This window comes from Neobacillus sp. NPDC093127, assembly GCF_044754175.1.
In the GTDB taxonomy this organism is placed as follows: Bacteria; Bacillota; Bacilli; order Bacillales; family Cytobacillaceae; genus Neobacillus.
Genome location: NZ_JBIVOP010000022.1, coordinates 1 through 26,680 on the forward strand (window position 1 = coordinate 1; position 26,680 = coordinate 26,680).

Annotated in this window: 27 protein-coding genes, 2 tRNA genes, 2 rRNA genes and 1 pseudogene; 26 read left to right on the plus strand and 6 right to left on the minus strand. The window is 38.9% G+C overall.

All coding sequences use genetic code 11. The annotated features are described in order from the left end of the window. The 8 genes from ACIQCO_RS22875 to tsaD all read left to right on the plus strand — a co-directional run. Positions 1-91, plus strand: a 23S ribosomal RNA gene (locus ACIQCO_RS22875); the annotation flags it as partial. 122 nt (positions 92-213) lie between these two features. Continuing rightward, a 5S ribosomal RNA gene (gene rrf, locus ACIQCO_RS22880) occupies positions 214-330 on the plus strand. Between the two features lie 34 nt (positions 331-364). Beyond that, positions 365-438: transfer RNA gene (locus ACIQCO_RS22885), tRNA-Met, on the plus strand. Between the two features lie 3 nt (positions 439-441). Then, positions 442-518, plus strand: a tRNA-Asp gene (locus tag ACIQCO_RS22890). Positions 519-667: 149 nt separating this feature from the next. Continuing rightward, positions 668-1,123 carry a tRNA (adenosine(37)-N6)-threonylcarbamoyltransferase complex ATPase subunit type 1 TsaE gene (gene tsaE / locus ACIQCO_RS22895; protein WP_400433342.1) on the plus strand — a complete coding sequence of 152 codons (456 nt, stop codon included), beginning with the start codon at positions 668-670 and terminating at the stop codon, positions 1,121-1,123. Continuing rightward, positions 1,120-1,827 carry a tRNA (adenosine(37)-N6)-threonylcarbamoyltransferase complex dimerization subunit type 1 TsaB gene (gene tsaB / locus ACIQCO_RS22900; protein WP_400433165.1) on the plus strand — a complete coding sequence of 236 codons (708 nt, stop codon included), beginning with the start codon at positions 1,120-1,122 and terminating at the stop codon, positions 1,825-1,827. The genes tsaE and tsaB overlap by 4 nt, the downstream gene beginning before the upstream one ends. Positions 1,828-1,839: 12 nt before the next feature. Continuing rightward, positions 1,840-2,289 (plus strand): ribosomal protein S18-alanine N-acetyltransferase, encoded by a 450-nt coding sequence (gene rimI / locus ACIQCO_RS22905; RefSeq protein ID WP_400433168.1) that lies wholly within the window; start codon positions 1,840-1,842, stop codon positions 2,287-2,289. After that, positions 2,286-3,311 carry a tRNA (adenosine(37)-N6)-threonylcarbamoyltransferase complex transferase subunit TsaD gene (gene tsaD / locus ACIQCO_RS22910; RefSeq protein WP_400433171.1) on the plus strand — a complete coding sequence of 342 codons (1,026 nt, stop codon included), beginning with the start codon at positions 2,286-2,288 and terminating at the stop codon, positions 3,309-3,311. Before rimI ends, tsaD begins: the two co-directional genes overlap by 4 nt. Before the next feature lie 342 nt (positions 3,312-3,653). Here the strand turns inward: tsaD and ACIQCO_RS22915 are convergent, their stop codons facing one another. Further along, positions 3,654-5,573: an ABC-F family ATP-binding cassette domain-containing protein gene (locus ACIQCO_RS22915; protein ID WP_400433174.1), complete on the minus strand. Its 1,920-nt coding sequence runs from the start codon at positions 5,571-5,573 to the stop codon at positions 3,654-3,656. 346 nt (positions 5,574-5,919) lie between these two features. Here ACIQCO_RS22915 and moaC point away from each other — a divergent pair, with 346 nt between their 5' ends. The 6 genes from moaC (at position 5,920) to ACIQCO_RS22945 (ending at position 10,821) form a co-directional block, all read left to right on the plus strand. After that, complete coding sequence (moaC, locus tag ACIQCO_RS22920; RefSeq protein ID WP_400433177.1) at positions 5,920-6,414, plus strand: cyclic pyranopterin monophosphate synthase MoaC; 495 nt, start codon at positions 5,920-5,922, stop codon at positions 6,412-6,414. 28 nt (positions 6,415-6,442) lie between these two features. Further along, entirely contained in the window at positions 6,443-7,096 is a 654-nt protein-coding gene (locus ACIQCO_RS22925) for a redox-sensing transcriptional repressor Rex (protein WP_400433180.1), read from the plus strand. A 114-nt stretch (positions 7,097-7,210) separates the two neighbouring features. After that, complete coding sequence (locus ACIQCO_RS22930; protein WP_400433182.1) at positions 7,211-7,834, plus strand: YhbD family protein; 624 nt, start codon at positions 7,211-7,213, stop codon at positions 7,832-7,834. A 12-nt stretch (positions 7,835-7,846) separates the two neighbouring features. Further along, the gene (locus tag ACIQCO_RS22935; protein ID WP_400433185.1) at positions 7,847-8,569 is read left to right on the plus strand and encodes a polymer-forming cytoskeletal protein; all 723 of its coding nucleotides are present in this window, start codon (positions 7,847-7,849) and stop codon (positions 8,567-8,569) included. 15 nt (positions 8,570-8,584) lie between these two features. Beyond that, positions 8,585-9,295 (plus strand): cytoplasmic protein, encoded by a 711-nt coding sequence (locus ACIQCO_RS22940; protein WP_400433188.1) that lies wholly within the window; start codon positions 8,585-8,587, stop codon positions 9,293-9,295. 11 nt (positions 9,296-9,306) lie between these two features. Continuing rightward, the gene (locus tag ACIQCO_RS22945; RefSeq protein WP_400433190.1) at positions 9,307-10,821 is read left to right on the plus strand and encodes an MDR family MFS transporter; all 1,515 of its coding nucleotides are present in this window, start codon (positions 9,307-9,309) and stop codon (positions 10,819-10,821) included. A gap of 134 nt (positions 10,822-10,955) precedes the next feature. On the opposite strand, the gene ACIQCO_RS22950 is transcribed toward ACIQCO_RS22945, so the two are convergent. The 3 genes from ACIQCO_RS22950 to ACIQCO_RS22960 all read right to left on the minus strand — a co-directional run bounded on the left by ACIQCO_RS22950 (position 10,956) and on the right by ACIQCO_RS22960 (position 12,293). Next, complete coding sequence (locus ACIQCO_RS22950; protein ID WP_400433192.1) at positions 10,956-11,273, minus strand: hypothetical protein; 318 nt, start codon at positions 11,271-11,273, stop codon at positions 10,956-10,958. 100 nt (positions 11,274-11,373) lie between these two features. Continuing rightward, positions 11,374-11,574 (minus strand): YdiK family protein, encoded by a 201-nt coding sequence (locus ACIQCO_RS22955; RefSeq protein WP_400433194.1) that lies wholly within the window; start codon positions 11,572-11,574, stop codon positions 11,374-11,376. Then, on the minus strand, positions 11,571-12,293 hold the full coding sequence (locus ACIQCO_RS22960; RefSeq protein WP_400433197.1) for a CPBP family intramembrane glutamic endopeptidase: 723 nt from the start codon (positions 12,291-12,293) through the stop codon (positions 11,571-11,573). Before ACIQCO_RS22960 ends, ACIQCO_RS22955 begins: the two co-directional genes overlap by 4 nt. A gap of 323 nt (positions 12,294-12,616) precedes the next feature. On the opposite strand from ACIQCO_RS22960, the gene groES reads away from it, so the two are divergent. Together groES and groL are read left to right on the plus strand one after the other, a co-directional pair. Continuing rightward, positions 12,617-12,904, plus strand: coding sequence for a co-chaperone GroES (gene groES / locus ACIQCO_RS22965; RefSeq protein WP_066095313.1), 288 nt, complete (start codon positions 12,617-12,619; stop codon positions 12,902-12,904). A gap of 52 nt (positions 12,905-12,956) precedes the next feature. Beyond that, positions 12,957-14,591, plus strand: coding sequence for a chaperonin GroEL (gene groL, locus ACIQCO_RS22970; RefSeq protein ID WP_400433200.1), 1,635 nt, complete (start codon positions 12,957-12,959; stop codon positions 14,589-14,591). A gap of 82 nt (positions 14,592-14,673) precedes the next feature. Here the strand turns inward: groL and ACIQCO_RS22975 are convergent. Beyond that, positions 14,674-15,800: pseudogene (locus ACIQCO_RS22975) on the minus strand (tyrosine-type recombinase/integrase). A 323-nt stretch (positions 15,801-16,123) separates the two neighbouring features. Between ACIQCO_RS22975 and ACIQCO_RS22980 the strand changes: the two are divergent. From ACIQCO_RS22980 to ACIQCO_RS23000, 5 genes are all read left to right on the plus strand, one after another. Then, a complete protein-coding gene (locus tag ACIQCO_RS22980; RefSeq protein WP_400433203.1) occupies positions 16,124-16,252 on the plus strand; it encodes a hypothetical protein in 129 nt (42 codons plus the stop codon). A gap of 67 nt (positions 16,253-16,319) precedes the next feature. Further along, positions 16,320-16,481 carry a nucleotidyltransferase family protein gene (locus ACIQCO_RS22985; RefSeq protein ID WP_400433345.1) on the plus strand — a complete coding sequence of 54 codons (162 nt, stop codon included), beginning with the start codon at positions 16,320-16,322 and terminating at the stop codon, positions 16,479-16,481. A gap of 34 nt (positions 16,482-16,515) precedes the next feature. Next, positions 16,516-17,400 (plus strand): hypothetical protein, encoded by an 885-nt coding sequence (locus ACIQCO_RS22990; RefSeq protein WP_400433206.1) that lies wholly within the window; start codon positions 16,516-16,518, stop codon positions 17,398-17,400. Positions 17,401-17,554: 154 nt separating this feature from the next. Continuing rightward, positions 17,555-18,187, plus strand: coding sequence for an Ntn hydrolase family protein (locus ACIQCO_RS22995; protein WP_400433208.1), 633 nt, complete (start codon positions 17,555-17,557; stop codon positions 18,185-18,187). Between the two features lie 723 nt (positions 18,188-18,910). Further along, positions 18,911-20,077 carry a DUF6602 domain-containing protein gene (locus ACIQCO_RS23000; RefSeq protein ID WP_400433211.1) on the plus strand — a complete coding sequence of 389 codons (1,167 nt, stop codon included), beginning with the start codon at positions 18,911-18,913 and terminating at the stop codon, positions 20,075-20,077. A 537-nt stretch (positions 20,078-20,614) separates the two neighbouring features. Here the strand turns inward: ACIQCO_RS23000 and ACIQCO_RS23005 are convergent. Continuing rightward, the gene (locus ACIQCO_RS23005; RefSeq protein WP_400433214.1) at positions 20,615-21,259 is read right to left on the minus strand and encodes a helix-turn-helix domain-containing protein; all 645 of its coding nucleotides are present in this window, start codon (positions 21,257-21,259) and stop codon (positions 20,615-20,617) included. Between the two features lie 162 nt (positions 21,260-21,421). On the opposite strand from ACIQCO_RS23005, the gene ACIQCO_RS23010 reads away from it, so the two are divergent. The 5 genes from ACIQCO_RS23010 to ACIQCO_RS23030 all read left to right on the plus strand — a co-directional run bounded on the left by ACIQCO_RS23010 (position 21,422) and on the right by ACIQCO_RS23030 (position 26,671). After that, positions 21,422-21,844 (plus strand): hypothetical protein, encoded by a 423-nt coding sequence (locus ACIQCO_RS23010; protein WP_400433217.1) that lies wholly within the window; start codon positions 21,422-21,424, stop codon positions 21,842-21,844. A 23-nt stretch (positions 21,845-21,867) separates the two neighbouring features. Further along, complete coding sequence (locus ACIQCO_RS23015) at positions 21,868-22,080, plus strand: hypothetical protein (RefSeq protein ID WP_400433219.1); 213 nt, start codon at positions 21,868-21,870, stop codon at positions 22,078-22,080. Between the two features lie 178 nt (positions 22,081-22,258). After that, positions 22,259-22,450, plus strand: a complete 192-nt coding sequence (locus tag ACIQCO_RS23020; protein ID WP_400433222.1) for a hypothetical protein — start codon at positions 22,259-22,261, stop codon at positions 22,448-22,450. A 304-nt stretch (positions 22,451-22,754) separates the two neighbouring features. Beyond that, positions 22,755-25,220: an MBL fold metallo-hydrolase gene (locus ACIQCO_RS23025; protein WP_400433225.1), complete on the plus strand. Its 2,466-nt coding sequence runs from the start codon at positions 22,755-22,757 to the stop codon at positions 25,218-25,220. Continuing rightward, complete coding sequence (locus ACIQCO_RS23030) at positions 25,217-26,671, plus strand: DUF883 domain-containing protein (protein ID WP_400433228.1); 1,455 nt, start codon at positions 25,217-25,219, stop codon at positions 26,669-26,671. The genes ACIQCO_RS23025 and ACIQCO_RS23030 overlap by 4 nt, the downstream gene beginning before the upstream one ends. Positions 26,672-26,680 lie beyond the last annotated feature (9 nt).

Genomic DNA, 26,680 nt, shown 5'->3' on the forward strand with positions numbered 1-26,680 from the left:
ACCCTGAAAGATGATCAGGTTGATAGGTCAGAGGTGGAAGCGCGGCGACGTGTGGAGCTGACTGATACTAATCGTTCGAGGACTTAACCATTTTTTAAAAGCGAACTCGTTTTTACCAAAACTTCTTCTGCATTATCTAGTTTTGAGGGAATGAAAAATTTCTCTTGTAAAAATTCAAAAAGACATTATAATAAAATAGTGTCTAATAAATAGTCTGGTGGTTATGGCGAGAAGGTCACACCCGTTCCCATACCGAACACGGAAGTTAAGCTTCTCAGCGCCGATGGTAGTTGGGGCATGCGCCCCTGTGAGAGTAGGACATCGCCAGGCTGTTTATAAAAACAACATAAATATTTTTTATTGTCGCGGGGTGGAGCAGTCTGGTAGCTCGTCGGGCTCATAACCCGAAGGTCGTAGGTTCAAATCCTGCCCCCGCAATATGGTCCGGTAGTTCAGTTGGTTAGAATGCCTGCCTGTCACGCAGGAGGTCGCGGGTTCGAGTCCCGTCCGGACCGCCATTTAAAATTTGTACGAAACTAGATTTCGTCTTTTTTTATGTCTTTTATAAACTACATATGAAATAAGCATCCTTAGGAGACATCCTAAGGTTTTTTTTGCAGTTAATTAAGGGTAAAATGAAGATATGTTAAAGTGTAAAGGTGATTGGATGAATCAATTTGAACTGGATACAACGAATTCAGAAGAAACCTCGCAATTCGCAGCAAAATTAGCTGGATTTTTAAAACCAGGTGATGTCATTGCGCTTGAGGGGGACTTAGGTGCAGGGAAAACAACCTTTACTAAAGGGTTGGCCAAAGGGTTGGAAATTAAGAAAACAGTTAATAGCCCGACATTTACCATCATTAAAGAGTACAGAGGAAAGCTGCCCTTGTATCATATGGACGTATACCGCGTAGCTGATGCTTTTGAAGACCTTGGGTTTGATGAATACTTTGAAGGTGATGGAGTTACAGTAGTGGAATGGGCCCATTTAATTGAAGAGCAGCTTCCATCTGAAAGGCTGACTATTTTCTTGTACCGCAGTGAAGGAGATAAAAGGAAAATGGTGTTAACGCCAAAGGGCGAAAGATATGAGCACCTATGTAAGGAGATTTTTCGATGACCATATTAGCGATTGATACTTCTAACTATTGTTTAGGGGTAGCGCTGTTAGAAGATAATCAGGTTCTTGGCGAGTATATTACGAATCTAAAAAAGAATCACTCCGTTCGAATTATGCCGGCTATCGAGACCCTTATGAAGGATTGCGAAAGGGTGCCGGCTGATTTAACGAAGATTGTCGTGGCAAAAGGCCCAGGCTCCTATACAGGAGTTAGAATTGGTGTCACGATTGCCAAAACATTGGCTTGGACATTACAAATTCCGCTTGTTGGGATTTCGAGTCTAGAAATTTTAGCAGCTGGAACGGGAAGATACTTTGATGGCTATATATCTCCTTTATTTGATGCAAGAAGGGGGCAAGTTTATACTGGCCTTTATCAATTTGCAAATGGAAAGCTTGTAAATGAAGAGCCGGATCAGTTGATACTTTTAGTCGACTGGGCAGCAAAATTAGCTGAAGCGACTAAGCCCATTTTATTTGTCGGGAATGACTTGCAAATCCACCGGGCAAAAATTGAAGAGCTGCTCGGGTCGAAAGCAACTTTTGCTGGTATCACGGAACATAACCCTCGTCCGGCGGAACTTGCATTGTTAGGCAGTGATAAACAAGGGGAAGATATACATTCCTTTGTTCCGAATTATATTCGTTTAGCTGAAGCGGAAGCAAAGTGGTTAGAGGCAAAAGGGAAAATTTCAAATGGATAGGATAAGAGAGAAATGGTAGATTCTTACGTGTTTCGTTATATGAGGGAAGAGGATATAGATCAGATAGTAGAAGTGGAGCATGCCTCATTTACTACGCCTTGGAGCCGAGAGGCATTTTATAATGAATTGTACAATAACAAGTTTGCTGTCTATATCGTTTTGGAGGAAGATAACAAAATCATCGGTTATTGTGGAACGTGGCTTGTCATTGATGAGGCTCACGTAACGAATGTGGCCATTTTGCCGGAATATAGAGGAAGAAGGCTTGGGGAAGCCTTAATGGTAAAACTTATGACCGTTGCCAAAGCGAAGGGGGCAAGAACCATGACCCTTGAAGTAAGGGTAACCAATCATAGAGCGCAATCCCTTTATCGTAAACTAGGCTTCCAAAATGGCGGGATTAGGAAAAATTATTATGCGGATAACCAGGAAGATGGGTTAGTCATGTGGGTGAATTTATGAATAGAGACCAGTGGATATTAGGAATTGAAACAAGTTGCGATGAAACAGCAGTCGCAATTATTAAAAATGGCCGTGAAATTGCGGCTAATGTAGTGGCATCACAAATTGAGAGCCATAAACGTTTTGGCGGGGTAGTGCCTGAAATTGCTTCACGCCATCATGTAGAACAAATAACAATTGTCATTGAAGAAGCATTAAATCAAGCGAAGCTAACCTTTGCTGAGCTTGATGCTATAGCTGTTACTGAAGGACCGGGATTGGTTGGTGCCCTTTTAATAGGAGTAAATGCTGCCAAAGCGTTAGCCTTTGCTCATAACAAACCACTAGTTCCGGTTCATCATATTGCCGGGCATATTTACGCGAACAGGCTGATAACGGAGTTGAAGTTTCCGCTGATAGCACTAGTTGTCTCAGGGGGGCATACCGAGCTTGTTTATATGAAAGAGCACGGCCATTTCGAAGTGATCGGTGAAACGAGGGATGATGCAGCAGGAGAGGCCTATGACAAGGTGGCAAGGACCTTGAATATGCCATATCCAGGCGGCCCGCATATTGATCGTTTGGCACAGGAGGGAAGCCCGACGATTGATTTACCTCGAGCATGGTTAGAGGAAGGCTCTTATGATTTTAGTTTTAGCGGTTTAAAGTCAGCTGTCATTAATACCGTTCACAATGCCGAGCAGCGCGGCGAATCGATAGCACCTGAGGACCTTGCCGCCAGCTTTCAAGCAAGTGTGATTGAGGTATTAGTTAAGAAGACCGAAAGAGCGGTAGCTGAGTATGGTGTGAACCAAGTATTAGTCGCTGGTGGTGTGGCTGCCAATAAAGGCCTCAGGGCGGCATTAGAAAAGGCGTTCGCTGATCATGACAAGGTAGAATTGGTGATTCCGCCATTATCCTTGTGTACCGATAATGCTGCGATGATTGCCGCTGCCGGAAGTGTGATGTTTGAAAAAGGGATCAGGGCAGGGCTTTCCCTAAATGCGAATCCCGGACTGGATATTGAAATCTATAATGATTAGCCAACTCTTCTGAATAAGAAGAGTTTTTTTTATGGAAAAGGGCGTGCGGACACAATCAGTAACACCATTTACTTCCTTTGTGGATAAGATTTTATAAAAAAGATAGGAAAAGTAATAAATGTGGATAAGCCTGTGGATTATGTGGGTAATGTGGATAAAAACGTTGCTTATTGTGGATAATGTGGAAAAGTATAAAAACCTCCCGAAATTATTCTGTTTAAAGTGTGAATAAAGTTGTGGAAAAGCGAAGGGTTTCTTAAAAATTTGTTAATATCTCATTAAAATTTGTTAATAAAATTTTTACAACAGCAAAAAACCGGGCATCCAGCCCGGTTTCAACCATTATTCCGCTAACTCCGCCCATTCCTCCATTAATTGCTCGAGCTCGGTCTTCGCCTTTTCGCTTTTTAGATTGATTTCCAACACTTTCTCGTGGTCTTGAAAGATCTCTGGTGCGCATAATTGCTGCTCGTAATCGCTAATTTGTTCTTCAAGCACTTCGATTTGCTGCTCAATTTCATCCAATTTTCTTTTACGCTGCCGTTCAAGCTTTTTACTTTCCTTATCCTGTTGATAACTATTTTTATCGTAGGTTGCGGAATCGGCTGCCTTTGTAGCTAGAGCTTCCAGCGCCAGTGCTTCAAGTTCTTTTTGCTCCAGTTTTTTTTCTAAATAATAATCATAATCCCCAAGATATTCGCTGCTTCCATTCACGCTCAGTTCCAGTACCTTTGTCGCAATCCGGTTAATGAAATAGCGATCATGTGAGACAAACAAAATGGTGCCTGGATAATCGATTAAGGCATTCTCCAGTACCTCTTTGCTATCAAGGTCTAAATGGTTAGTAGGTTCGTCTAGAATTAACACATTTGCTTTCTCAAGCATCAGTTTAGCAAGTGCAAGCCGGGCCTTTTCACCGCCGCTTAAGGTTGAGACTATTTTCAGCACATCATCGCCGGAAAATAGGAAATTCCCGAGGACCGTCCGGATTTCCTTTTCATTTTTTAACGGGTAATCATCCCAGAGTTCATTCAACACTCGTTTATTGGAGGTTAACTCGGCTTGTTCCTGGTCGTAATACCCAATCGTAAGGTTTGTTCCATATTGAATCGTTCCGGCAAGCGCAGGCAGTCTTTTAATAATTGTTTTTAGCAGCGTAGATTTGCCGATTCCATTTGGTCCGACAAGGGCAATACTTTCGCCTTTATAGGCACGAAAGCTGATGTCCTCAGAAATCTTTTCATTGCCGTAACCAACGGCAAGCGAATCCACAGCCAAAACATCATTTCCGCTTTGTCTCTCGATTTCAAATGAGAACGAAGCGGACTTTTCACCGCCTAATGGTCGGTCGATTATCTCCATTTTCTCAAGTTTTTTCCGGCGGCTTTGCGCTCGTTTAGTCGTCGAGGCCCGTGCTAAGTTCTTCTGGATAAAGTCCTGGAGATCCGCAACCTCCTGCTGCTGTTTTTCATAAAGCTTCATTTCACGCTCATAATTGGCCGCTTTTTGGTCAAGGTAAGAACTATAGTTGCCCGTAAACCGCGCGATTTGTTTGCGCGATACTTCGTAAACTTGAGTGACTACTTTATCTAAAAAATAACGGTCATGAGAGACAATCAAAATGGCGCCATCATAACTCTGTAAGTATTGCTCAAGCCAGGAAAGAGTTTCGATGTCGAGATGATTGGTAGGCTCGTCCAAAATTAAGATATCAGGTTTAGTTAATAGTAATTTTCCTAAAGCAAGACGGGTTTTCTGTCCGCCGCTTAAACTTGAAATCGCAAGCGCGCTTTCGTGGAAATTTAACCCATGGAGCACGGAGCGAATATCTGCTTCGTATTGATACCCGCCAGTCTCCTTAAATTTCACCTGAAGCTGGTCATATTCTTTAAGAACTCGTTCATATCTTTCATTGTATTCAAACACATTGGGGTCCGCCATCTGTTCTTCAAGCCTGCGCAGCGATTTTTCCATCATTTGAAGCGGTTCGAAGACGGTCAACATTTCTTCCCAAATGGACAAATTCGATTCTAATCCGGTATTTTGCGCTAAATAACCGATAGTCACTTCTTTTGGCTTAATAATATCCCCGCCATCATGTGACAAGTGACCGGCAATGATCTTTAATAGCGTCGATTTGCCTGCACCATTGCGGCCAACAAGTGCCACGCGGTCTCGCGTTTGTAATTCCAGCTTAATATTCGATAAAATAAGGTCAGCACCATAATATTTTTGTAGTTGATTGACCTGCAGTAAAATCATTTTCATTCACCTCTTATACAAAACCAATATGGCGTTCCACACCATCATTTACTATGGAAACTTATTCAGAGAATCATTCCTGCCAATAAAGGCGGTGTGAGCAAAGCTAAGCTTCATCTATTCAAAGTAACAAAAAATTTTTTTTCACCTAAATCTGATAATCTGATAAATTTTTGCGGCGCTCCGCCCCTTTTCCATACAAATAGTGTACCGTATTACTAGAGTGTCGGCAATAAAGGGCTTGAAGAGCGGGTATCTTTCAACGAAAAAAAATGTCTCAACTAGTTCAAAGTTTCACACACATTACCGGAAAAATAGTGTATGATTTGAGAGGAGGATTATTTATATGGCAGATTTTACACATTTTAATGAAGAAGGCAGGGCGAAAATGGTCGATGTCAGCGATAAACCAGAAACAGCACGGACCGCTCTTGCCCATTCCAGCATAACTGTAAGTAAAGAGATTTATGAAAAGATAACCAATAATGAAATGAAAAAGGGCGATGTGTTAGCTGTTGCCCAGGTTGCTGCGGTAATGGCGGCGAAAAAAACATGGGATTTGATTCCGATGTGTCATCCGATTCCGCTTACAGGTGTGAATATTTCTTTCTCATGGGAAGCGGACCACCTAGACAACTATCACCTACATATTGCGGCAGCGGTAAAAACAAAAGGGAACACGGGTGTGGAAATGGAAGCGTTAACAGCAGCTTCAGCTTGTGCCTTAACCGTTTATGATATGTGTAAAGCAGTGGACAAGGGCATGGTAATCGGACCGACGTATTTAGTCGAAAAAACGGGCGGTAAAAACGGGGATTATAAACGAACCGATAAAATTTAACTAAATCATCCAAGGGGTGTGGGAGATTATGGGTAATGAAACAATGAAAATACCACAGGCGACAGCAAAACGGCTGCCCCTCTACTATCGATTTTTAAAAAACCTTCATTCTTCCGGTAAACAAAGGGTTTCTTCTGCAGAACTGAGCGAAGCAGTGAAAGTGGACTCGGCAACCATTCGCAGGGATTTTTCCTATTTCGGGGCTTTGGGGAAAAAGGGCTACGGCTATAACGTTAATTACTTATTAACCTTCTTCCGCAAAACCTTAGATCAAGATGAACTAACAAAGGTGGCCTTAATTGGGGTCGGTAATCTTGGTACCGCCTTTTTAAACTATAATTTTTTAAAAAACAATAACACAAAAATAGAATTTGCCTTTGATGTCGATCCGAATAAAATGGGAACGATGATTCGTGAGGTACCGGTCTACCATCTCGATGAATTGGAGACCGTCCTTGCCAATGAAAATATATCGGTAGCGATTCTTACCGTTCCTGCGCCGGTCGCTCAGCAGATTACCGATCGACTTGTGAAGGCTGATGTGAGAGGGATATTAAATTTTACACCGGCACGATTAAATGTCCCTCCGTCCATTCGGGTCCATCATATCGATTTAGCAGTAGAACTGCAATCACTGATATATTTTTTAAAGCACTATCCAACTGTCGAGATAGAAGAATAATGGTAAAAGGGCTTTTTTGCGAGCATCATCTCGTGAATGGCCCTTTTTTATTTTTTTACTTTACTTGCGTAACAGTGTTATGTTACATTATAAAACAGAAAGGGGTTTTCAAAAATGAGCGAGGAGTTAATTTCTAAGAAGGACTTATTAGATCTTGCAGGGATTTCGTACGGGCAGCTATATAGATGGAAACGAAAGGATTTGATTCCTGAAGAATGGTTTATTCGAAAGTCGACGTTTACCGGTCAGGAAACCTTTTTTCCAAAAGAAAAAATTTTAGAAAGAATCGATAAAATCCAAACAATGAAGGAAAATCTTTCGTTAGATGCACTGGCCGATATGTTTTCTCCGAATATTAGTGATTTGCAATTGGAAAAGGATGAATTAATCAAACGTAACATTGTTTCTGCTGCAGTGATGAATTTTTACCTAGAGAATGATCAGAGCGGTTTTACATTTAACTTTCCAAGAATTCTTGAAGTTTATGTGTTAGAAAAGCTGCTTCAGTCAGGTGAAATTAATTTGGATGAAGGGAAAATGGTCTTACAAGTATTAAAGAATCATGCACCGCTTATCAAGCAAAAAAGCTGTGAATTGGTGATTACCCGAAAGCTTGGAGTATCTTCGTGTCTATTATTAATAAATGCAGAAGCCGTTTATTTAGAACCGGGAACCAAAATGGTAGTGTTGCTGTCACTGATGACATGTATGGAAGAGATTAAGTCGAAATTATTATAAAGGAGAATGGCAATGGAATTAAAAAATAGAGGAGATTTGATCATTAATGGGATTGGGGCATCTAATGGCGGAAAATTCCAGCTGGTTACCTTGAATGGACGTGGAACGGTTAACAGCAATTTGGAGTGCAGTGACTTTGAATGCAATGGTTCAGGAACGGTTAAAGGCGATGTGCTAGCAAATACAGCGAAAGTAAGTGGGAATGCGAGTTTTAAAGGAACCATCGATAGCGAACAGGTTACAGTTGAAGGAACAGCAAAAATTGAGAAAAACCTATATTCAAAACATTTACAGGTTTCAGGTAAAGCCTCTGTTGGCGGCAAAGTGAAATGTGAGGAAATAAACCTTCATGGGATTTTAGCGGTGGGTGAAGATTGTGAAGCTGAAATTTTTACAGGAAAATGTCGCTTTACGATTGGCGGATTGTTAAATGCCGATCAAGTAGATATTGAGATATACGGAGAATGTAAGGCAAAAGAAATTGGCGGACAGTCAATCACCGTAAAACAACAAAAAGGGTCGTTCATCGGCACGTTATTCAAGCCTTTTCTTAAAACGCAGCTGGAAACGGACTTAGTTGAAGGGGACATCATTGAACTTGAAAATACGATCGCAAAAGTGGTCCGAGGCAATCAGGTCAAGATTGGGGCTAATTGTCACATTGGCGTAGTCGAATACACAGAAGAATTTTCGCAGGATAAAAATGCCGTTGTTGGTGAGTCAAAAAAGGCTTAATAGGGGGAGAAGTTGATGGAGAAAAGTGGAAATCTAATTATTAATGGTTCAGGAAGTTATCCAGGCGGCCATTACGATAAAATCAGCATTAGAGGAGAGGGGACAATTGTGAATGATGTTGAATGTTCCTTCTTTCATGTCTATGGAACGAGTGAAGCGGTCGAAAATGTTACTGCTGACTCCGTGAAAATCATAGGGGAGGCAGATTTTAAAGGGAATGTGGAGGCTGGCCAAGCGCTTGTCATGGGGACGATGAAGGTTGGAACCCGTGCCCAATTGAAAAAAGTAAAGATTCTCGGAATGTTGGAAGTCGGCGAAAGACTTAGTGGAGATGAAGCGACCATTAAAGGGAGTATCGCGGTTAATGGCGATGTGGAATATGAGACGTTCGATTCCAGCGGCGGGTTTGAAATCAAAGGACTTTTAACGGCGGAAACGATTAAAGTTTCATTAAAATTTGGAGAGAGCTGTGCTGAGGAAATTGGCGGCGGGAAAATCACGGTGAAAAGGAAGAAGAATTCGCTGCTTCCGTTTGGAAAAGATGCAGGATTCCTTACTGCCAAAGTAATTGAAGGGGACGACATCTACCTTGAAAATACAAAGGCAGATATCGTTCGTGGCAAAATAGTCAAAATTGGCCCTGGCTGCCAAATAGGGTTGGTTGAGTATACCAATGAGTTAACGCAAGACCCTTCAGCAACGATAAAAACCAAGACACAAATTTAAAGGAGAATGGGATGGTAACGAAGGAAAGCAAGTTAGGATTGGTTGTTGCTGGGTTATTACTGGGGATATTGATGGCTTCAATGGATAACACGATAGTCGTTACGGCGATGGGGACGATTGTCGGTGACCTCGGAGGGCTTGAGAGTTTTGTTTGGGTGGTTTCCGCCTATATGGTGGCGGAAATGGCCGGAATGCCGATATTCGGAAAACTATCGGATATGTACGGCCGGAAGCGGTTCTTTATCTTTGGATTAATTTTGTTTATGGCAGGTTCCGTATTGTGTGGTACAGCCGAAACAATTACGCAATTAAGTATCTACAGGGCGATACAAGGAGTCGGCGGCGGCGCGCTTGTTCCAATCGCGTTTACGATTATGTTTGATCTCTTTCCGCCGGAAAAACGCGGAAAAATGGGCGGCTTATTCGGGGCTGTGTTTGGGCTGTCGAGTATATTTGGTCCATTGCTCGGAGCGTTTATTACTGACCATATCAGCTGGCATTGGATTTTCTATATTAATTTGCCGCTCGGGATTTTATCACTGATTTTTATTGTCTTCTCCTACAAGGAATCACCGATTCACAAAAAGCAAGCAATTGATTGGTGGGGGGCAGTTACCTTAGTGGGTGCCGTTGTATGTTTAATGTTTGCCCTAGAACTTGGCGGACAGAAATATGACTCGGATTCTACGGTCATTTTAAGCCTATTCGCGGGATTTGCGGTTCTTTTTCTCATCTTCTTATTGGTTGAGACGAAAGTAAAGGACCCGATTATTTCGTTTTCGATGTTTAAGAATCAGCTTTTTGCCGGTAGTACGATTGTTGGTTTGTTTTACGGGGCAGCATTTATGGCCGCAGCGGTTTATATTCCGATTTTTGTTCAAGGGGTATATGGCGGCAGTGCCACCAATTCGGGGCTGATTTTATTGCCGATGATGCTCGGCTCCGTTGTTACGGCACAGGTCGGCGGGTTTTTGACGACAAAAATGAGCTACCGGAACATTATGTTTTTATCTGGTGTGATTTTGATTATTGGATTCTTGTTATTAAGCACCATCACACCGGATACAAGCAGGCTGTTCTTAACGCTTTACATGATTGTTATTGGTCTTGGAGTAGGATTTTCTTTTTCAGTCTTAAGTATGGCCGCCATTCATCCATTTGGCATGGAGCAAAGGGGTTCGGCGACTTCCACGAGTAATTTTATTCGTTCGCTGGGAATGACCGTGGGGATTACAATCTTTGGTACGATTCAGAGAAGTAAGTTTACCGGGAAACTAGAAGAATTATTCTCTGGGATGGGGCCAATGCCGAAGGGGCAATCTTTTGGGGATTCGCGTGCTTTATTGTCGGAAGAAGCAAGAAGCCATATCCCGCCGCAAATCTTAACGAAAATAACGGACGCCTTATCAAGTTCAATCGTCCACACCTTTACCTGGGCCCTCGTCCCCGCAGTATTGGCATTTCTGTTTATCTTTATCCTGGGGAAAGAACGAATGGTGATCCATCGGGGGGATGCTTTGAAATAATGGAAAAAGGGGCCCTGGTGGTATAGGAACGAGCTTTTTATTGTGGGGTGTATCTTCGTCGTTATTGTCCCATAGGCCGCTCCTATAGGACAGTTTCGCTGATTTCTTTGGTGAATTTGTCCCATAGGCCGCTCCTATAGGACAGTTTCGCTGATTTCTTTGGTGAATTTGTCCCATAGGCCGCTTCTATAGGACAGTTTCGCTGATTTCTTTGGTGTATTGTCCCATAGACTGCCTCTAATGGACAGTTTCGCTGATTTCTTTGGTGTATTGTCCCATAGGCCGCCTCTATAGGACAGTTTCGCTGATTTCTTTGGTGAATTGTCCCATAGCCTGCTACTAATGGACAGTTTCGCTGATTCCTTTGGCGTATTGTCCCATAGACCGCTTCTATTGGACAATTCCGCTGATTTCTTTGGTGAAATGTCCCATAGACCGCTTCTATGGGACATTTCCGCTGATTTCCTTGGCGTATTTGTCCCATAAACCACTCATTGCCCAAAAGGAGATAAATAGAAATAAGGGGACCCCTGAAATTAGGGATCCCTTTCTTTATTTTTTTATCTGGTTCTTATGTTTAAAATGAAAGAGTATCATTTTTAAACCAGAGCCAAAATCAAATGTCGCTAATAAAATTAGCAGGTAGCTAAAGAAGCCCCAGCCGTTTTTTTGCACATCATCGATAGCAAAGTAAGTAAATAATCCGCCAAGCAGGAAGTAAATCAAACCGGAAAACAAGGGTGAACGTCTCATAGGAAGCCTCCGATAAAGTTTTGAACGGCCTCAGCCTCTCGCCTTAATCGCTCAATATCATCTTTGTAAATAGACTGGACCAAGACAACCATGGTATTCATCGTGACATGGGCAAAAATCGGTACCCAAATCCGCTTTGTTTTGACATAAAGGAAGGCAAACGAAAAGCCCATGGCCGAATAAAGTAGTATATGTACAGGCTCCATATGGGCCAGTGCAAATACGACTGAGCTGACTAGCGCTGAGATAAAGAAATTAAAGCGTTTATGAAGGGCGCCAAAAATAATTTTTCGAAACACGATTTCCTCTAAAATCGGACCAATGATGCTTGTCACAATAATCGCCAAAGGAAAGGTATTAATAATGTTAAGAATATCTTGTGTATTTTCTGACCCCATTTTAATGCCTAATAGGGTCTCAATGATGGCTGCTGCGTACTGAGCAAATAACGCCAAGAATACTCCTAAGATAGCCCACATCACCGATTGGCCAAAAGAACTGCCCTTTTCACCGAAACTTCGAGTATTCATTTCCTTCCGTAATATAAAAAGGATGATTAACAGGGCAATTGAAAAACTGGCGATGAGCCAAATAGGAACAGCTAGATTTTGGCTGATACCTAAAAAGTTAAAACCAAGCATCAATGCAGGTAGTCCGATTAAGCTGGAAAACTGCATACCAATGTAAACAATAATGATAATCCAATATTCCCTCTTCAAATTATGTATCTCCTTTAATTCCATCCGTTATTTCCTTAGTATCTTTTTATTGTACTCTTAAATACAGGAAAGTTTCAATTTTGAAGATTAGTGCTCGCACACTCCTTACTTCAGTCGTGGGAGGTTCAAGAACATTATTAGGTTAATGGGTATAGAAACTTTCGATTTTCGCATACTTGTAAGGTTGCAAAAAAACGAAAAAAATTACGCTTCAGACTTGCAAAAGATTTTCAGATTTATTATTATAATAATTGTGTTAGCACTCATTAGTGGAGAGTGCTAATAAGTCAAAATTACATATATTTTTGAGGAGGTTGTTTGATTTGTTAAGACCATTAGGTGATCGCATTGTCATTGAGCTTGTTGAATCAGAAGAAAAAACTGCAAGCGGTATCGTATTACCGGATTCAGCGAAGGAAAAGCCTCAGGAAGGAAAAGTAGTTGCCGTTGGTACTGGCCGCGTCCTTGAAAACGGAGAACGCGTAGCCCTTGAAGTGGCTGTAGGCGACCGCATTATCTTCTCAAAATACGCTGGAACTGAAGTGAAGTACCAGGGTACAGAATATTTACTACTACGTGAAAACGATATTCTTGCTGTTATCGGTGAGTAAGCGATTTTTTTAAAAATAAACGATTAAAAAATATGAGGAGGTTTTTTGAACGATGGCTAAAGAAATTAAGTTTAGTGAAGATGCACGCCGCGCAATGTTACGTGGTGTTGATACCCTAGCAGATACAGTTAAAGTTACTCTTGGACCTAAAGGACGCAACGTGGTTCTTGAGAAAAAATTTGGTTCACCGCTTATTACAAATGACGGTGTAACAATCGCAAAAGAAATCGAATTAGAAGATGCATTCGAAAACATGGGTGCCAAGCTTGTGGCTGAAGTAGCAAGCAAAACAAACGATGTTGCCGGTGATGGTACAACAACTGCAACGGTTCTTGCACAAGCGATGATTCGCGAAGGCTTAAAGAACGTTACAGCTGGAGCTAACCCAATGGGTATCCGTAAAGGGATTGAAAAAGCAGTTGCAGCTGCTGTTGAAGAATTAAAAACAATTTCAAAACAAATTGAAGGAAAAGAGTCAATTGCACAGGTTGCTGCTATTTCTTCTGACGATCAAGAAGTTGGCCAATTAATCGCTGAAGCAATGGAGCGCGTTGGCAACGACGGCGTTATCACAATCGAAGAATCTAAAGGCTTCACAACTGAATTGGATGTTGTAGAAGGTATGCAGTTCGACCGTGGCTACACTTCTGCTTACATGGTAACAAACACAGACAAAATGGAAGCTGTATTAGAAAATCCATATATCTTAATCACAGACAAGAAGATTTCTAGCATTCAAGAAATCCTTCCAGTTCTTGAGCAAGTCGTCCAACAAAGCAAGCCATTATTGTTGATTGCTGAAGATGTTGAAGGTGAAGCACTTTCTACATTAGTAGTGAACAAACTTCGCGGAACTTTCAATGCTGTAGCTGTTAAAGCACCAGGCTTCGGTGACCGCCGTAAAGCAATGCTTGAAGATATTGCTGCTCTAACTGGCGGCGAAGTCATCACGGAAGAACTAGGCCGTGAACTTAAAACTACTACAATCGATTCTTTAGGACGCGCTACTAAAGTTGTTGTGACGAAAGAAAACACAACAATCGTAGAAGGTGCAGGCGAGACTTCAGAAATTCAAGCTCGTGTTAACCAAATCCGTGTTCAATTAGAAGAAACTACTTCTGAATTCGACCGTGAAAAATTACAAGAGCGCTTAGCGAAATTAGCTGGCGGTGTAGCAGTTATCAAAGTTGGTGCTGCAACTGAAACTGAATTAAAAGAGCGCAAACTTCGCATCGAAGACGCATTAAACGCAACTCGTGCGGCAGTTGAAGAAGGTATCGTATCCGGTGGTGGTGTTGCCCTTCTTAACGTATACAGCAAAGTAGCTGAAGTTCAAGCTGAAGGCGACGTAGCAACAGGTATCAACATCGTATTACGTGCGATGGAAGAGCCAGTTCGCACTATCGCTCAAAACGCTGGCCTTGAAGGATCTGTCATCGTTGACCGCTTAAAGCGCGAAGCAGTAGGCACAGGCTTCAACGCAGCTACTGGCGAATGGGTAAACATGATCGATGCTGGTATCGTTGACCCAACTAAGGTTACACGTTCCGCACTTCAAAACGCAGCATCTGTTGCAGCAATGTTCTTAACAACTGAAGCAGTTGTTGCTGACAAGCCAGAACCAGCTGGTCAAGGCATGGGTATGCCTGACATGGGCGGTATGGGTGGAATGGGCGGCATGATGTAATAATGCCCTCAAACCCTTGATATGAGTAGGTTTGTGAGTAAGATGAGAGTGGTTTGCTAACATTTTGCTAACATTGAGGATTTTAACGGAGGCTTCTCATGAGTTCACCGAACTTTTGAGAGGCTTCTTTTTTCATTTCTTGCGTTACGTGGAGATACACATTTTTCGTGATTTGATCATCGGAATGGCCAATACGGTCCATAATTTGTTCAAGTGAGACACCAGCCTCAGCAAGAAGTGACGTATGAGTGTGTCTTAAACTATGCGGTGTTAAATCTTCGTTAAGACCAGCGATTGCAAGCAGCCGTTTCATTCGATCTCGTACGTTTTTAATCACAATGGGATAACCATATTGCCGTTCCATTTTGGCAAAGATAAAGTCTTTGTTATGGTAAGCGTCACCTAACCGCTTGATAACTGCATCTTGAAACTTTTTATGTTCCTTTAAAGCGTTAATCACCTCTTCATCCACAATAATTTTTCGTCGTGATTTTCTCGTCTTCGGTGTGACTAGCTGATATTCCAAGGCATTATTATTTGGATTGTAATACGTTGGGGTAATGCTGATTGTGTGGTTGTTAAAGTCTACATCCTTCCACTTAAGAGCAACTAATTCGCCAACCCTAATTCCCGTATAGGCTAATATCAAAAAAACTAAGTAATCATGTTCTAGGCCATGGGCTTTGGCTGTTTCTAAAAGTAAGGCAAGCTCTTCTTTTTCAAGATACTTAGGAATTTCTTCCTCTTCCAACTGTTCAATTGTTTTCTTATCCTTTTTCACATAAGCGAATTCAGTCGGGTCCTTTTTATTAACTCCAGTTCTAGTGCCTTTCGGAAAATCATTCTTCCTGTACGGTTAATTCCATCTCTAGTACTATCAGAGTAACCTTGGTCCTTTAGATCATTTAAAGCATCTTGATACATCTTTCTTGTAATGTCTTTTAACTTTAGTTTGGAAAAGTAGGGCAATAACTTCCCGATTTCATGAAGGCGTACTCGAATCGTTCCAGGCTTTACATCTTTTGAATCACTGTAAATAGGAAGCCATTCAATTGAAAAGTCACTAAACGTTTTTTCTGTTTCCTCTAAATAGGTTCCTTGGTTTAATTCGTGGATTAGAGCGGCAGCAGCTTCTTCAGCTTCCTGCTTAGTATTAAAGCCGCTTTTTACCTTTTGCTTCCTTTTGCCGGTAACTGGATCTAATCCAATATCAACGGTGAAAGCTCATTTTGAACCACAAGTGCATTTTTTCCTTTTGCACGTACAGCCTCTTCTGTAAAAATGTCCTTTCATTTAACAGCCTCACTTTCAAATGTATATTTTTGTTACTGAAAGAACATTATTTCCAAAGGGAATGTCAAAAATTCTTTTTAAGACAATTTCAAAATTTTAAATTATGATAATAGTTGGATTTATTAAACCTTGTAGATGGTGAGCAGGGGTCTTTTTAGAAAAAATTCCAAAAAGAAAAACAATCAGTTGTGAATTCAATTATGTATGTAAATTAACTTAATTATAGAGGAGCGCTGAAAGTGTATAGTAAAGAGTTCAAAAAAGAAGTAAAAGTGATACAAGAACAGTTAAAAGCGAACATAAAAGACAAGGAGCTATATAATTTAATTGAACAAATCGTAAAAGGAGATCCGGAATTGAAAAAATGAGTAGAAGAGGAGTGAATTTGTTTGTGGGAGGTATATCAAAACAAGCATTAGAAAAACAAATAATGGCATCAAAAATTTTTTACAAGTGAAATACGGAATTATTAAACTTGGTATATTTGGCTCATATGCTCGTAATGAACAAAAAGCTACAAGCGATGTAGATGTTTTAATTGAATCTCAAAAAGGAAATTGGCTTTGTATATTAAAACTTGCAACCCAATACTCATAAATAATATGGTTATTTGTAGATAGGAGGGAGAAAAATGAATTTAGCAAACAACGAATTTTATTTAAAAATACAAGAGCTGGCTAATATCAAAGGATATTCAATTACAATAACGGACTTCATCTCAAGTGGCGAAAATGAGAGGGGGCTTGCATCACACTATGTAGATTATCAACAAAGAAAAATAATAATAAGCATTCCTCAGGATCATAGTGAAAAAGAGGCATTATTTGTACATGAACTGATTCATGCGGAACTTTTTTTAAATGGGTATCCAAGAATACTTAGAAGTCCGGAATTTAAATATTCCGAACAAGACAATATGCTAGCCGACGAAATAGAAAATATGGCGCATCATTTTTTACTGTATCCCCGAATGAGAGAATTAGGGTACATGCATTCAAAGGAAAACGATAAATTCTTGGAAAAAGTAAAAAAAGAAATAGATATAGTTAATAAGGGACCAGCTGCGATAGAGGCTGCATTTAATGTACTTGAAGCAGATTATCGAGATTACGAGAAATTTAAGGTTTTAGACCCTTCTTTTGAAAAAAAGAATCCGCAAGTTTACTCGTTGTATAGAAGATTTAAGCGTCTGTACTCTATATCCAATAATCCGAGTAATATGAGAAGAGCAATTCTAAGCGTTATAAAGGAAGTTCAAAATAAAGCCAAAAAGGAAGCGGGTATCACTCTTAACTATAATTTTCTATTCAGTGTACCACCCATTCCTACAGACTATGAAAAAGAACAATTTTGTTCAAAATTTTATACAATCGGAAAAATACCAAATACAAAACATCACTATATTTTCGATAAAAGAGATAATCAATGTTGCAATATATTAAATGGTAATACTTATTCTCTTCAAGAAGTTCAAAACATGCTTAATGAGAAAAAGGTAAAAGAACTATTTAATTAATCAATTATCCTTAAATAAGGGGAGAAAAAAGCTCCCCTAATCCTCCACAAATAACCTCATATAACATTAACTTAGTGGTTTTATTTAGTTATTAGGGGAAAATATTCGGTATAATTTACATATATAGAAAGAGAGTGGTAATATGACGATACTCATGGCTTTTAAACTTAATGATGGAGTAGTTTTTACCGCGGACAGAAAAAGAAGTGACATTACTCCAAGCGGAGAAAATAAAGGTACTTTTATTTCTACGAAAAAAGTCCATCATGTACACCCTCATATGGTCATCGCAACAGCTGGTCTTGGAAGTTTGGGACAAGCTACTGTAGACTTATTGACAAGTATAATTGGCATTAACGAATCAATAACTGTTCCTGAAGCTTTACAAGTAGTAAAAGATGCCTTTCATTTTAATCATAATATGTTTAAAAAAGCAAATCCTACAGTACCATACCTAAACTTAGTTGCTATTATTGGTGGATATGACATAGACCAGAATGAATCCTACTTATATACTTTAAGTTCTGATGACGGTTTTACATTAACAAAACAAGAAGGAAATTATCTTTCTATTGGACCTGGAAAAGAGATTATAGATAAAGAAGTTAAAGAAAAAATACCGTTCTGCAAAGATTATGAAGATATTATAAAAACCTTCTCAGCTGCAATTAGAAAAGTTGATTCTGTTGATGTTTCAAAGGATACATTTTCTATATGCTCTTTCTACCAAGATGGTTATAAAACAGGAAGTTATGAAATAAATGAAAATGGTGAAATTATAAAATGAATACATTTGAACACATTAACGAATAGTAAAAGGGAACGCCAGTGCCACAAATGACGAGTGACACAAAACTACTGACTATGTAATGCCTATTTTATAATATATAAGATAGAAGCTAAGGACTTTTGTGTCATTATTTTGGATGCAACAGTCCTTAATTCTTTGTAAAAAAACACAAATGTCCTTACTACCTTGAAATAAAACAGATGCGACAATGACACTCAACAATCGGGCGCAATTATCGAGAGATGATTGAGCTCATTTCATGTTTGGGCCAGGTTGTTGAATAACGTGAATTTAAAAATTTTTATGGAATGAAGAGATTGTGAAATTTCTACATAAACTAACCGTATTATTCGAACGGGATAGTTGAAAGAATGGGTTAAAAACTGTTGAGTATTCAAATTACTTGATGTTGGTTCACGAATTAACGTAAGAATCAGCGTTAGAGCGGTGTCATTTTATCCAGTCAAAAGTTAAAAAAAGGAATGGTAGGGTTTCTTCCTGCCTGCGAGATGCTTTAAATTTCCGTTCCTTAGCTGTGAACCGAGTATCATCTATATTCATTCTGACAACCTCTAGCAATAAAAATGACTGTGCTATGAGAATTTTTGATACCCAAGTAGAAATTATTATACCGGAGTATATCAATGAAGCAATCAATTAATACGGTGTTAATAGCAGCAGCTGGCTCTATTTATTGGTAAATGAGAGGAGCATTAATAAATGAGTTCTATCCCATATATTGAAAAAATTTTGAGTTGGAATATAGATCTTTTAAAGACTCATTATGAAAAATCCAGAGACTTATATGAAAAAATGGAAAATAGGAAACTTATTTCTATAGATGAATACGGCCGATATCGTGAGGAAGCGTGTAGAGAGTTCATTGCGATGCTTGTTCCTGGGAGGTTTGCTATAGGTGAAGGGTTTATTGTAAATGCTACAGAAGGTGATAGAAGTATCAGCACTCAGACAGACATTGTAGTGTATGATAAATCCACATCGCCATTCACGAATTCTCATATTCGGTTCTACCCAGTAGAATCTATTGCTGCAATTGGGGAAGTGAAATCAACATTAAAACCAGAAGAGTTAACAGAAGCTTTATGTAAACTTGCAGATCAGAAAGCAATTAGGACGTTAGGTTATACTCCAGGTGATTCGTTACCTATATATAGGGACAAGCACCTTATAGAAAATCAGAGTTATTTCATTAAAAAGATACAAGAGACGATATACAGGAAAGTTGACCGTAAGTATGGGTTAGAAGAAGAGGGAATTCTTCAAGAAATTGCTACTGCAAACAAGATTTTGGAAGCGCAAGGGTTAACGAAATTATCAGAAAGTGAAGAAGAATATTTACGTAAGCTAATAGAATATGGTTTTGAAAGCGAGGCTGAATTAAATGAAGCATTCGATTCAGTATTAAATAATATAAGCTTAATGCGAGATACTTATTATAATCCAGAAAAACATCACTTTGATCATGTCATGTCTTTTCTAGTATGTAAGAATATCGATATGTCCAAAAAGGATGAAGGTTACAATTTTTCGAATCTTTTAATTGATATAAATAAAGCATACGAAGAGAAGGGTACTTTACCATTTAACAGACACAATTTAATTCTAAGTATTGATGATGGTGTATTCCTATATTTTGATAACGAAAGGAAGCATGAGCACATTGCTTATCCTCTAATGCCAAGAAGAGAAATTAAACAACGGTTTATTCCTGTTCAAGATAAGGATAAAGAGTACCATTTTAAGCAATTTGCCCACCATCTATTTATTGGTGTGCAAAATGCAACAATACTTCATCCTGAAACTTCTTATTATCTTAATTGGAATGTTGAACAAACTGCACAATTAAATCTGGTTGATGAGCAATAATTAAACTGTAACTCTTGTTTCCGAAGAATATTTGGTTAATAACTTAAACCGACAAATCCGGAATAATACCAAAGCTAAATTTTGTATTATTCCGCTGGATAATGTTTGTGTACATAAATTAAATTGCTAACATTTTGCTAACGCAATCCAGTGAAAAACGATTAATTCCCGTTAAAAATGTTACAGTCAGAAATTAACAAAACCTTGATTTACCGCACTTTTATCACACAGCGTGTAAGATATTACACACTCTCACCTTAGGGGGGCGATTCTTCAAAAACGGAGAATCGCCTTTCTTATTGAACAAACGAGTCAGGATATTTGAAAAAGAATATGTTCAAAACTGTTGAGTATTCAGATCACTTGATGGTGTTTCATGAATTAACGTAAGAATCAGCGTTAGAGCGGTGTGATTTTATACAGTCAAAAGTTAAAAAAACTCTAGTGTAAAAAAAGAATGGTAGGGTTTTTCTTCGTGCTTACTCTATGCTTTTATTTCCGTGCCGTCCTTAGGTGTGTACCGAGTATCATTTTTATTTATTCTTTAATAGACAGATCTAATAAAGATGGCTTGGGATATATTTCATTAATTAGCAGTATCAGAGCCTCATTCAATTCATACCGTGCAATTTTTCCGGCGTACTCTGACTTACGCATGTAGTCAATTGCACTATCTTTGTTTTCAAATTCGCGTTTCTCTGTTCGTTGTGGTGATACAGATATAAGGTAAAGGTCGAATAGACAATGAAAAAAATTAGGGAATCCCTCTGCCGAAAGAAACTTGTTAAAAGATTCTCGCATATCTTTCCTCATGTAGCTGGCTTCATTTTCAGGATATGTAATTCCTCTTAGGGCTTTTATAGATTCGCCATTCAAGCCTATATAAGAACAGGTTTTCTCTAATGAAAACGAATCTTCATCAGTTTCACCAGTGAGATAGCCAACATCTACACCTAAAAAATCTGCAACTAAAATCATATTTTCAAAATCTGGAAAATATTTTATTCCATTTTTGGCATCCCCCAAATTCACCCATCTACTAATGGTTTTTTGAGTGAACTGAGTATTGTACATCTTATTTAAACCACATGCAAATGACTCTTGTGTGTATCCGTTGTCTTGAATACATTTTTTTAGCCTCTCATTCCAGCAAAGCTGCTTTCTATTAATTATGTCGTTCATGGGATAATATCACTCCTTATATTGCGTATTATAACCCATTTTTATCCCTTGAAGTAACAAATGTTATGGTGTTTAATGATGATGTGCCTAGAAGATCTACATTACAGTAAGATAGAAAAACGAAACAACCAAGGAGCAGTTTAAGAAAACGGGAGGATATATATGAAAGATAAAACGATTTATGCTGAGAATAGGTCAACAATTCAAAAGAAAAAAAGTTTCTTTGAAAAGGTCAAGGAGTACAAGACTGAAATTATCATCGCTGGTGTTACTATTATTTCAATAGCCGGAGCTGTTTTGACTGCAAAAAATCGGAATTCATTTAGGGGACATAATGTAACTAACCTTTTAAAGGAAGGCGGGAAATTAAATAATGATAGCATTCCTCATGTTAGCGAAGCCATTGAAAATGCTGTTAGTAGCATTCCGTCCAATGGAAGATTCATTGATGTTAAAAAGCATATTCGAAATCTCCCAAAAGGTTGGAAAGTATCTTCTGAAAAGTTAGATTCAGCAATAAACGCTGGAATTATACTTGGAGCTCATCAGACATGGGTCGATGATTATTCCAAGTTATGCGCATGAATATTTTTGGAGGTTGAAAAGATATGGTAAAGTACATTGTAAAAATGATTGACAAATATTCGGGTGAAGTATTGGATACCGATGATGAAAAGTTTGACACCTATGAAGATGCTGAAGACTTTAGCCTCGAATGGAGTTTAAATTACGCTACTGGTGCAGAAGTATTGGAGCTTGCTGGGAGATCATTCGATAGTCCAGATGATATCGATTTTGTTGTTGAAGAGGTAGAAGTATAATCTATAACCATATTATTTCCTATTCTGAGTGAATTTTGATAAAATAACTCGCCTCACCGCTTTCATAAAAACAAGTAGTGAGGCGTTATGTTTAATTTATATATTGATTTCCGTGCTCTCCTTAAAAGTTAAATAGCGTGGAGAGACAATTGATGATTTGAGTTTAAAAGTTACTAATATGCTTCATGATGCAGATGACCCTGAAAAATGTGAATATATTGTTAAAGTAGAATGGGGTAAGACTGTCCCAAAGGAAGATGCTTATTGGATAAAGGGCTTGAAGGCTAACCAGAATAGTGCTTACAAATTGAGGAGCCAATACACCATTGATAAAGTATCTGAGTTCTTTGGCATTGATATTGATAAGTAAAATAAAGAGACAATCCAAGAGACAATCCTAGAGTTTAGGATTGTCTCTTTTCTATTTATACTTGAAAAGTATTTAATTAATTAAGCTTTCCCAAATGTTCATAGGAGAATAATCATATTAAAGGTCTGCCTTCATTAGAAAAACAGCAAAGGTAGACCTCTTTTTAGTAAAAAATAACTAAATTAGAGGGAAGAAAGTTCTATTTTCCTACAATTTTCGACATATTTCTTCCTTCGGAAGTATTAAAATAAATATATTAGGGTTCCAAACTAGTTGCCTTTGAAAAAAAGAAAGGGTGTCCTAAGTGTTCACAGTTGAGGAAATATTTGAAAGGGCAGTATTTTACGAGAATCGTAATCAAATCAGCGACGCAAAGTGTTTCTATGATCAGCTAATTGATTACGACGAAAATATATCGCTTAAGATTATAGAACGGGCGGCCCAGTTTTACTGCGGGCGCGGAGATGTAGAAAAGACCAATCACTATTCAAAAAAGGGAATCCTTCAAGGGGGCAACATTGGAGTTTTTGGAGAGTTACTGACTTGTAGCTTTGAATTAGCAGAAGTTCAAAATAAAAAGGATTTATCCTTTATAGAATTCCTGAGCGAGCAACCCAATGTTAAATTTTATCCTTCCGTACACTATCGAACCGTCAAAATCTTAATGAAGAATGGTAAGAATGTCTACCATGAGCTTCTTACTCTTAACCAGTCAGTAGAGCAGCTATTTCTCTTAAACAGTAGTGAATACGCATCATTATATGTGGAAATAACTTTACTATTAATAGAATTAGAGTGGAAGAAAGGAAATATACCACAAAGTCGTTTTTACCTGCGTAAGTTATTAGGTCTCCCCTTCGATTACCTATCAAATACTGAGGAAATCTTTGCGTGGGCAATTCAACTAGACTTGTTGTTCTCGGAACTTCAAACGCGAAAGGATTTTATCCGTTTAAGAAGCCAAATTTCCAGAGAAGTTAACCATATGATTGACGTTATCATAAAAATAGAAACAGGTACTTTCTCCCTTGAAGAAGCAAATCTATTAAGGGGATGTTCATTCAATCAACAATTTTTGGAGAAAAAGAAGCTTCTCTACCTCTTATACCTTAAAAGCCTAATAAATAGGTTAGCACCGAAAGAGATAGAGGCCTTAATCTGCTTTCCTAAAGATTGGCTGGCTGTAAAGCTATATGTGAGCCATACCGGGCTTGAAGGGCTGCCATTTTTTAATAAGGTATTTACAGACCATGCGGATTTACCAGAAGCCGTTAAATGGTATCAACGCCTAATAGCCACAAAAAACTCCCAAGTTGTCCAAACGTCTCTAAAGGGCAAAAATACTCAGGAGATAAGCTCGAACACCTCGCTTGAGGAAGTTTCTGTCACGGTTTTCGGGGGTGGAGAAAAAATTGGCGGGACCTCTATCCTTGTTTCTGTAAAAGGACACCATATTTTATTAGACGCGGGTATGCATTTAAACGAGGAAACCTTCTTTCCTAATTATTCCCTTCTAGATGAAATGGGACTTTCATTTCGGGATTTGGATGCCTTACTAATTAGTCACGCGCATTTAGATCATACCGGAGCAGTTCCATACGTACACGCTATCAACCCAGAGCTCCCTATATACGCAACAGAAGAAACCAGGGCAATTATGCGCGTGTTACTGAAGGACCTTTGGAAAAACAATCATGGGGAAGAAGGCTTTTACAGCGAGGCAGTACTACAATCAACACTTTATAGTATTCTACCGATGAAACAATCCTTTATAATCCCTTCAAAGGGTTCTTACTGGAAGGTAACGGTTTTTCCATCGGGTCATATTTTAGGTGCCGTCAGTATCTACCTAGAAATGGAAGGTGTAAATATTCTTTTTACAGGAGACTATTCCATCGAGAACCAATACACCGTTAAGGGCATGAGCCTACCTGAGGACCTGCCCGTTGATGTGTTAATCACTGAAGGTACTTATGGATATCAGCCGTCGAATACTCGCTTATCAAGGAAAGAACAGGAACAGGAATTAATTAATCAAATTGAAACCGTCATGGAGCGAAAAGGGACGTTGCTCATACCAGCCTTTGCAGTAGGGCGTTCTCAAGAAATCGTGTTAATTTTAAAAAATTACTTTAAAGACAAACCATATCTACCTTTTTATGTATATCTAGATGGGATGGTACCAGAGGTTTGTAAAATATATGAGCAGTACTCGGAAGCAAAACAAAAGGATTCCTTGTTTTTTGGTGGAGGAATTTTGGTAGCGTCTCAATTTTATCAAAAGGGTCAGTTTGATTCCTTTTTTAAGCAATCTATTGAACAAGGGCGGAATGTGATTATATCCAGCTCAGGAATGTTAGCTGAGAACAGTGCATCCGCAAGATATGCGGAAAAGCTAGTAACAGTTTCCGAGAATTCCATTGCCTTTACAGGATATCTTGATGAAGAAAGTCCCGGATTTAAGCTTTCACAGTTAAAATATCATAACGAAAAGAACCTTGTAATTAATGGAAAAGAGAAGCCAATCCAAGCAGAAATCGTGAATTTCAGACTTTCTGCTCATGCAAGTAGGGAGGAAATTATTCATACGGTTTTATCACTGAATCCAAGAAGGGTCTTGCTGGTACACGGTGAGCACGAACAGATTTATCAAGCACCACGCTCCGACCGAAAAGCCTACTTTACTCTATTGGATTTACTAGCAGACCTGCCAATGGAAGTCATTGCTGCCAAAAATGGAACAATTTATTTATTGGAGGATCAAGGATGAAAAACAATTTAATCGAACTAATGGTCAAGCATAATGGTTCAATTTTTCGAATGGAAAAGGAAACAGGCTTAAGTAAGGATGAAATTATTAAAGGCTTTGATGAACTTAAATTAAAGCAAAATACTCGGAAAATATTTATTTGGAAACTGGCAGCATTGACAGAGAAAATGATTTATGAGAATCCTTTTTCCTCTAATTCGGATATCGCCGAAATCGTACTTAAAGAGTGGAATGCAAAGGAAGAAATAAAGATTACAAGAGAAACGGCACAGGCTTATTTACAGAAATCCTCACTTCGTTTGGATAACAGCAAGCGGGCCTTTCAAGCACTTTGTCATGAAGATATCGAAAGCTATAAATTATTCTCACAGAATGATGCCTTGTTTTTTAGTGAACTGTTAACCCGCTTTGGACTTTATTTTACTGATAAATTCTCAGATACTATGCCTCTTGCTATCCTAGTGTTACCAGCATTATTTGAAAATCCTGAGGTAGAAAGCTTGATGAATAAAGCACTTAGCAAGTTAGGTTTTAAAGGAGGCAAAAACAAAATAAATTTTGACGCAATGAAACTATACAAGAAGAATTTCGATATAAAAGAGGCTGTTTTTGCAAAAGGTCTTTATTCTATTATTTTTCCAATCTTAGTAGCGAACCACGAGAAGGAAGAAGTAAATAAAATCTATGGAAATCTTAAAGCATTTTGTTGGAAGCAAGAGAATGAAGGCGGAGAATCAGATTACAGTGTCGATTTTCTTGATTTTGATGCTGAACTAGAGGCAACACCTGTAGAGGTTATCCATGAGGTCGCACCAAAAGCTAAGGAGGAGACAGAACTTAAGCAGGAACAGGAGGTTGACCCGCAAACTCCAACAAAACAAGAAGAACCTGAAGAACTAAAGAGACAAACTCACGATACTCTTATGGTAAAGTTATCTCTTTTATCTGCTGCTTTCCAAGAAAGTGTGACAGAAGCTGTTGCAGAATATATCCAAGCTTCGCCACAAGAAGAAAAACAGGATTCCTATATCGCACAGCTAGAAGAAGAGAATAAAAGACTTTATGTCCATATTGACAAAATGGAACAGGAGAGGGAGGTGCTTCAAGATAGAAAGATTACAGAGTTCTTAAAACTAATAGGGGGACAGGAATCTCGTTATCTACTTTCTGACCTATATGAAGACAGTGTCAGTGAAGTACACTTTGGGAAAGTGAAAAATTTATTTAACTTCTTCCAAATGTTTGGAATTGAGCCTTTCAACTATGGGTTTAAGCTAGGTGAAGAGGTTACGGTCACCAAGCAAGAGCTTGCCCAAAAATATAATCTTAGCGGTGTTTTAGGCGCTGTTGAACAGGAAATTAAGGTGAGAATTGTACGTCATGGCTGGTTATTAAATGATAAGGTCATCGTTCTTCCGTTAGTAGAAGAAGTAAGTCCAATTAAACAATAAAAGAATGGG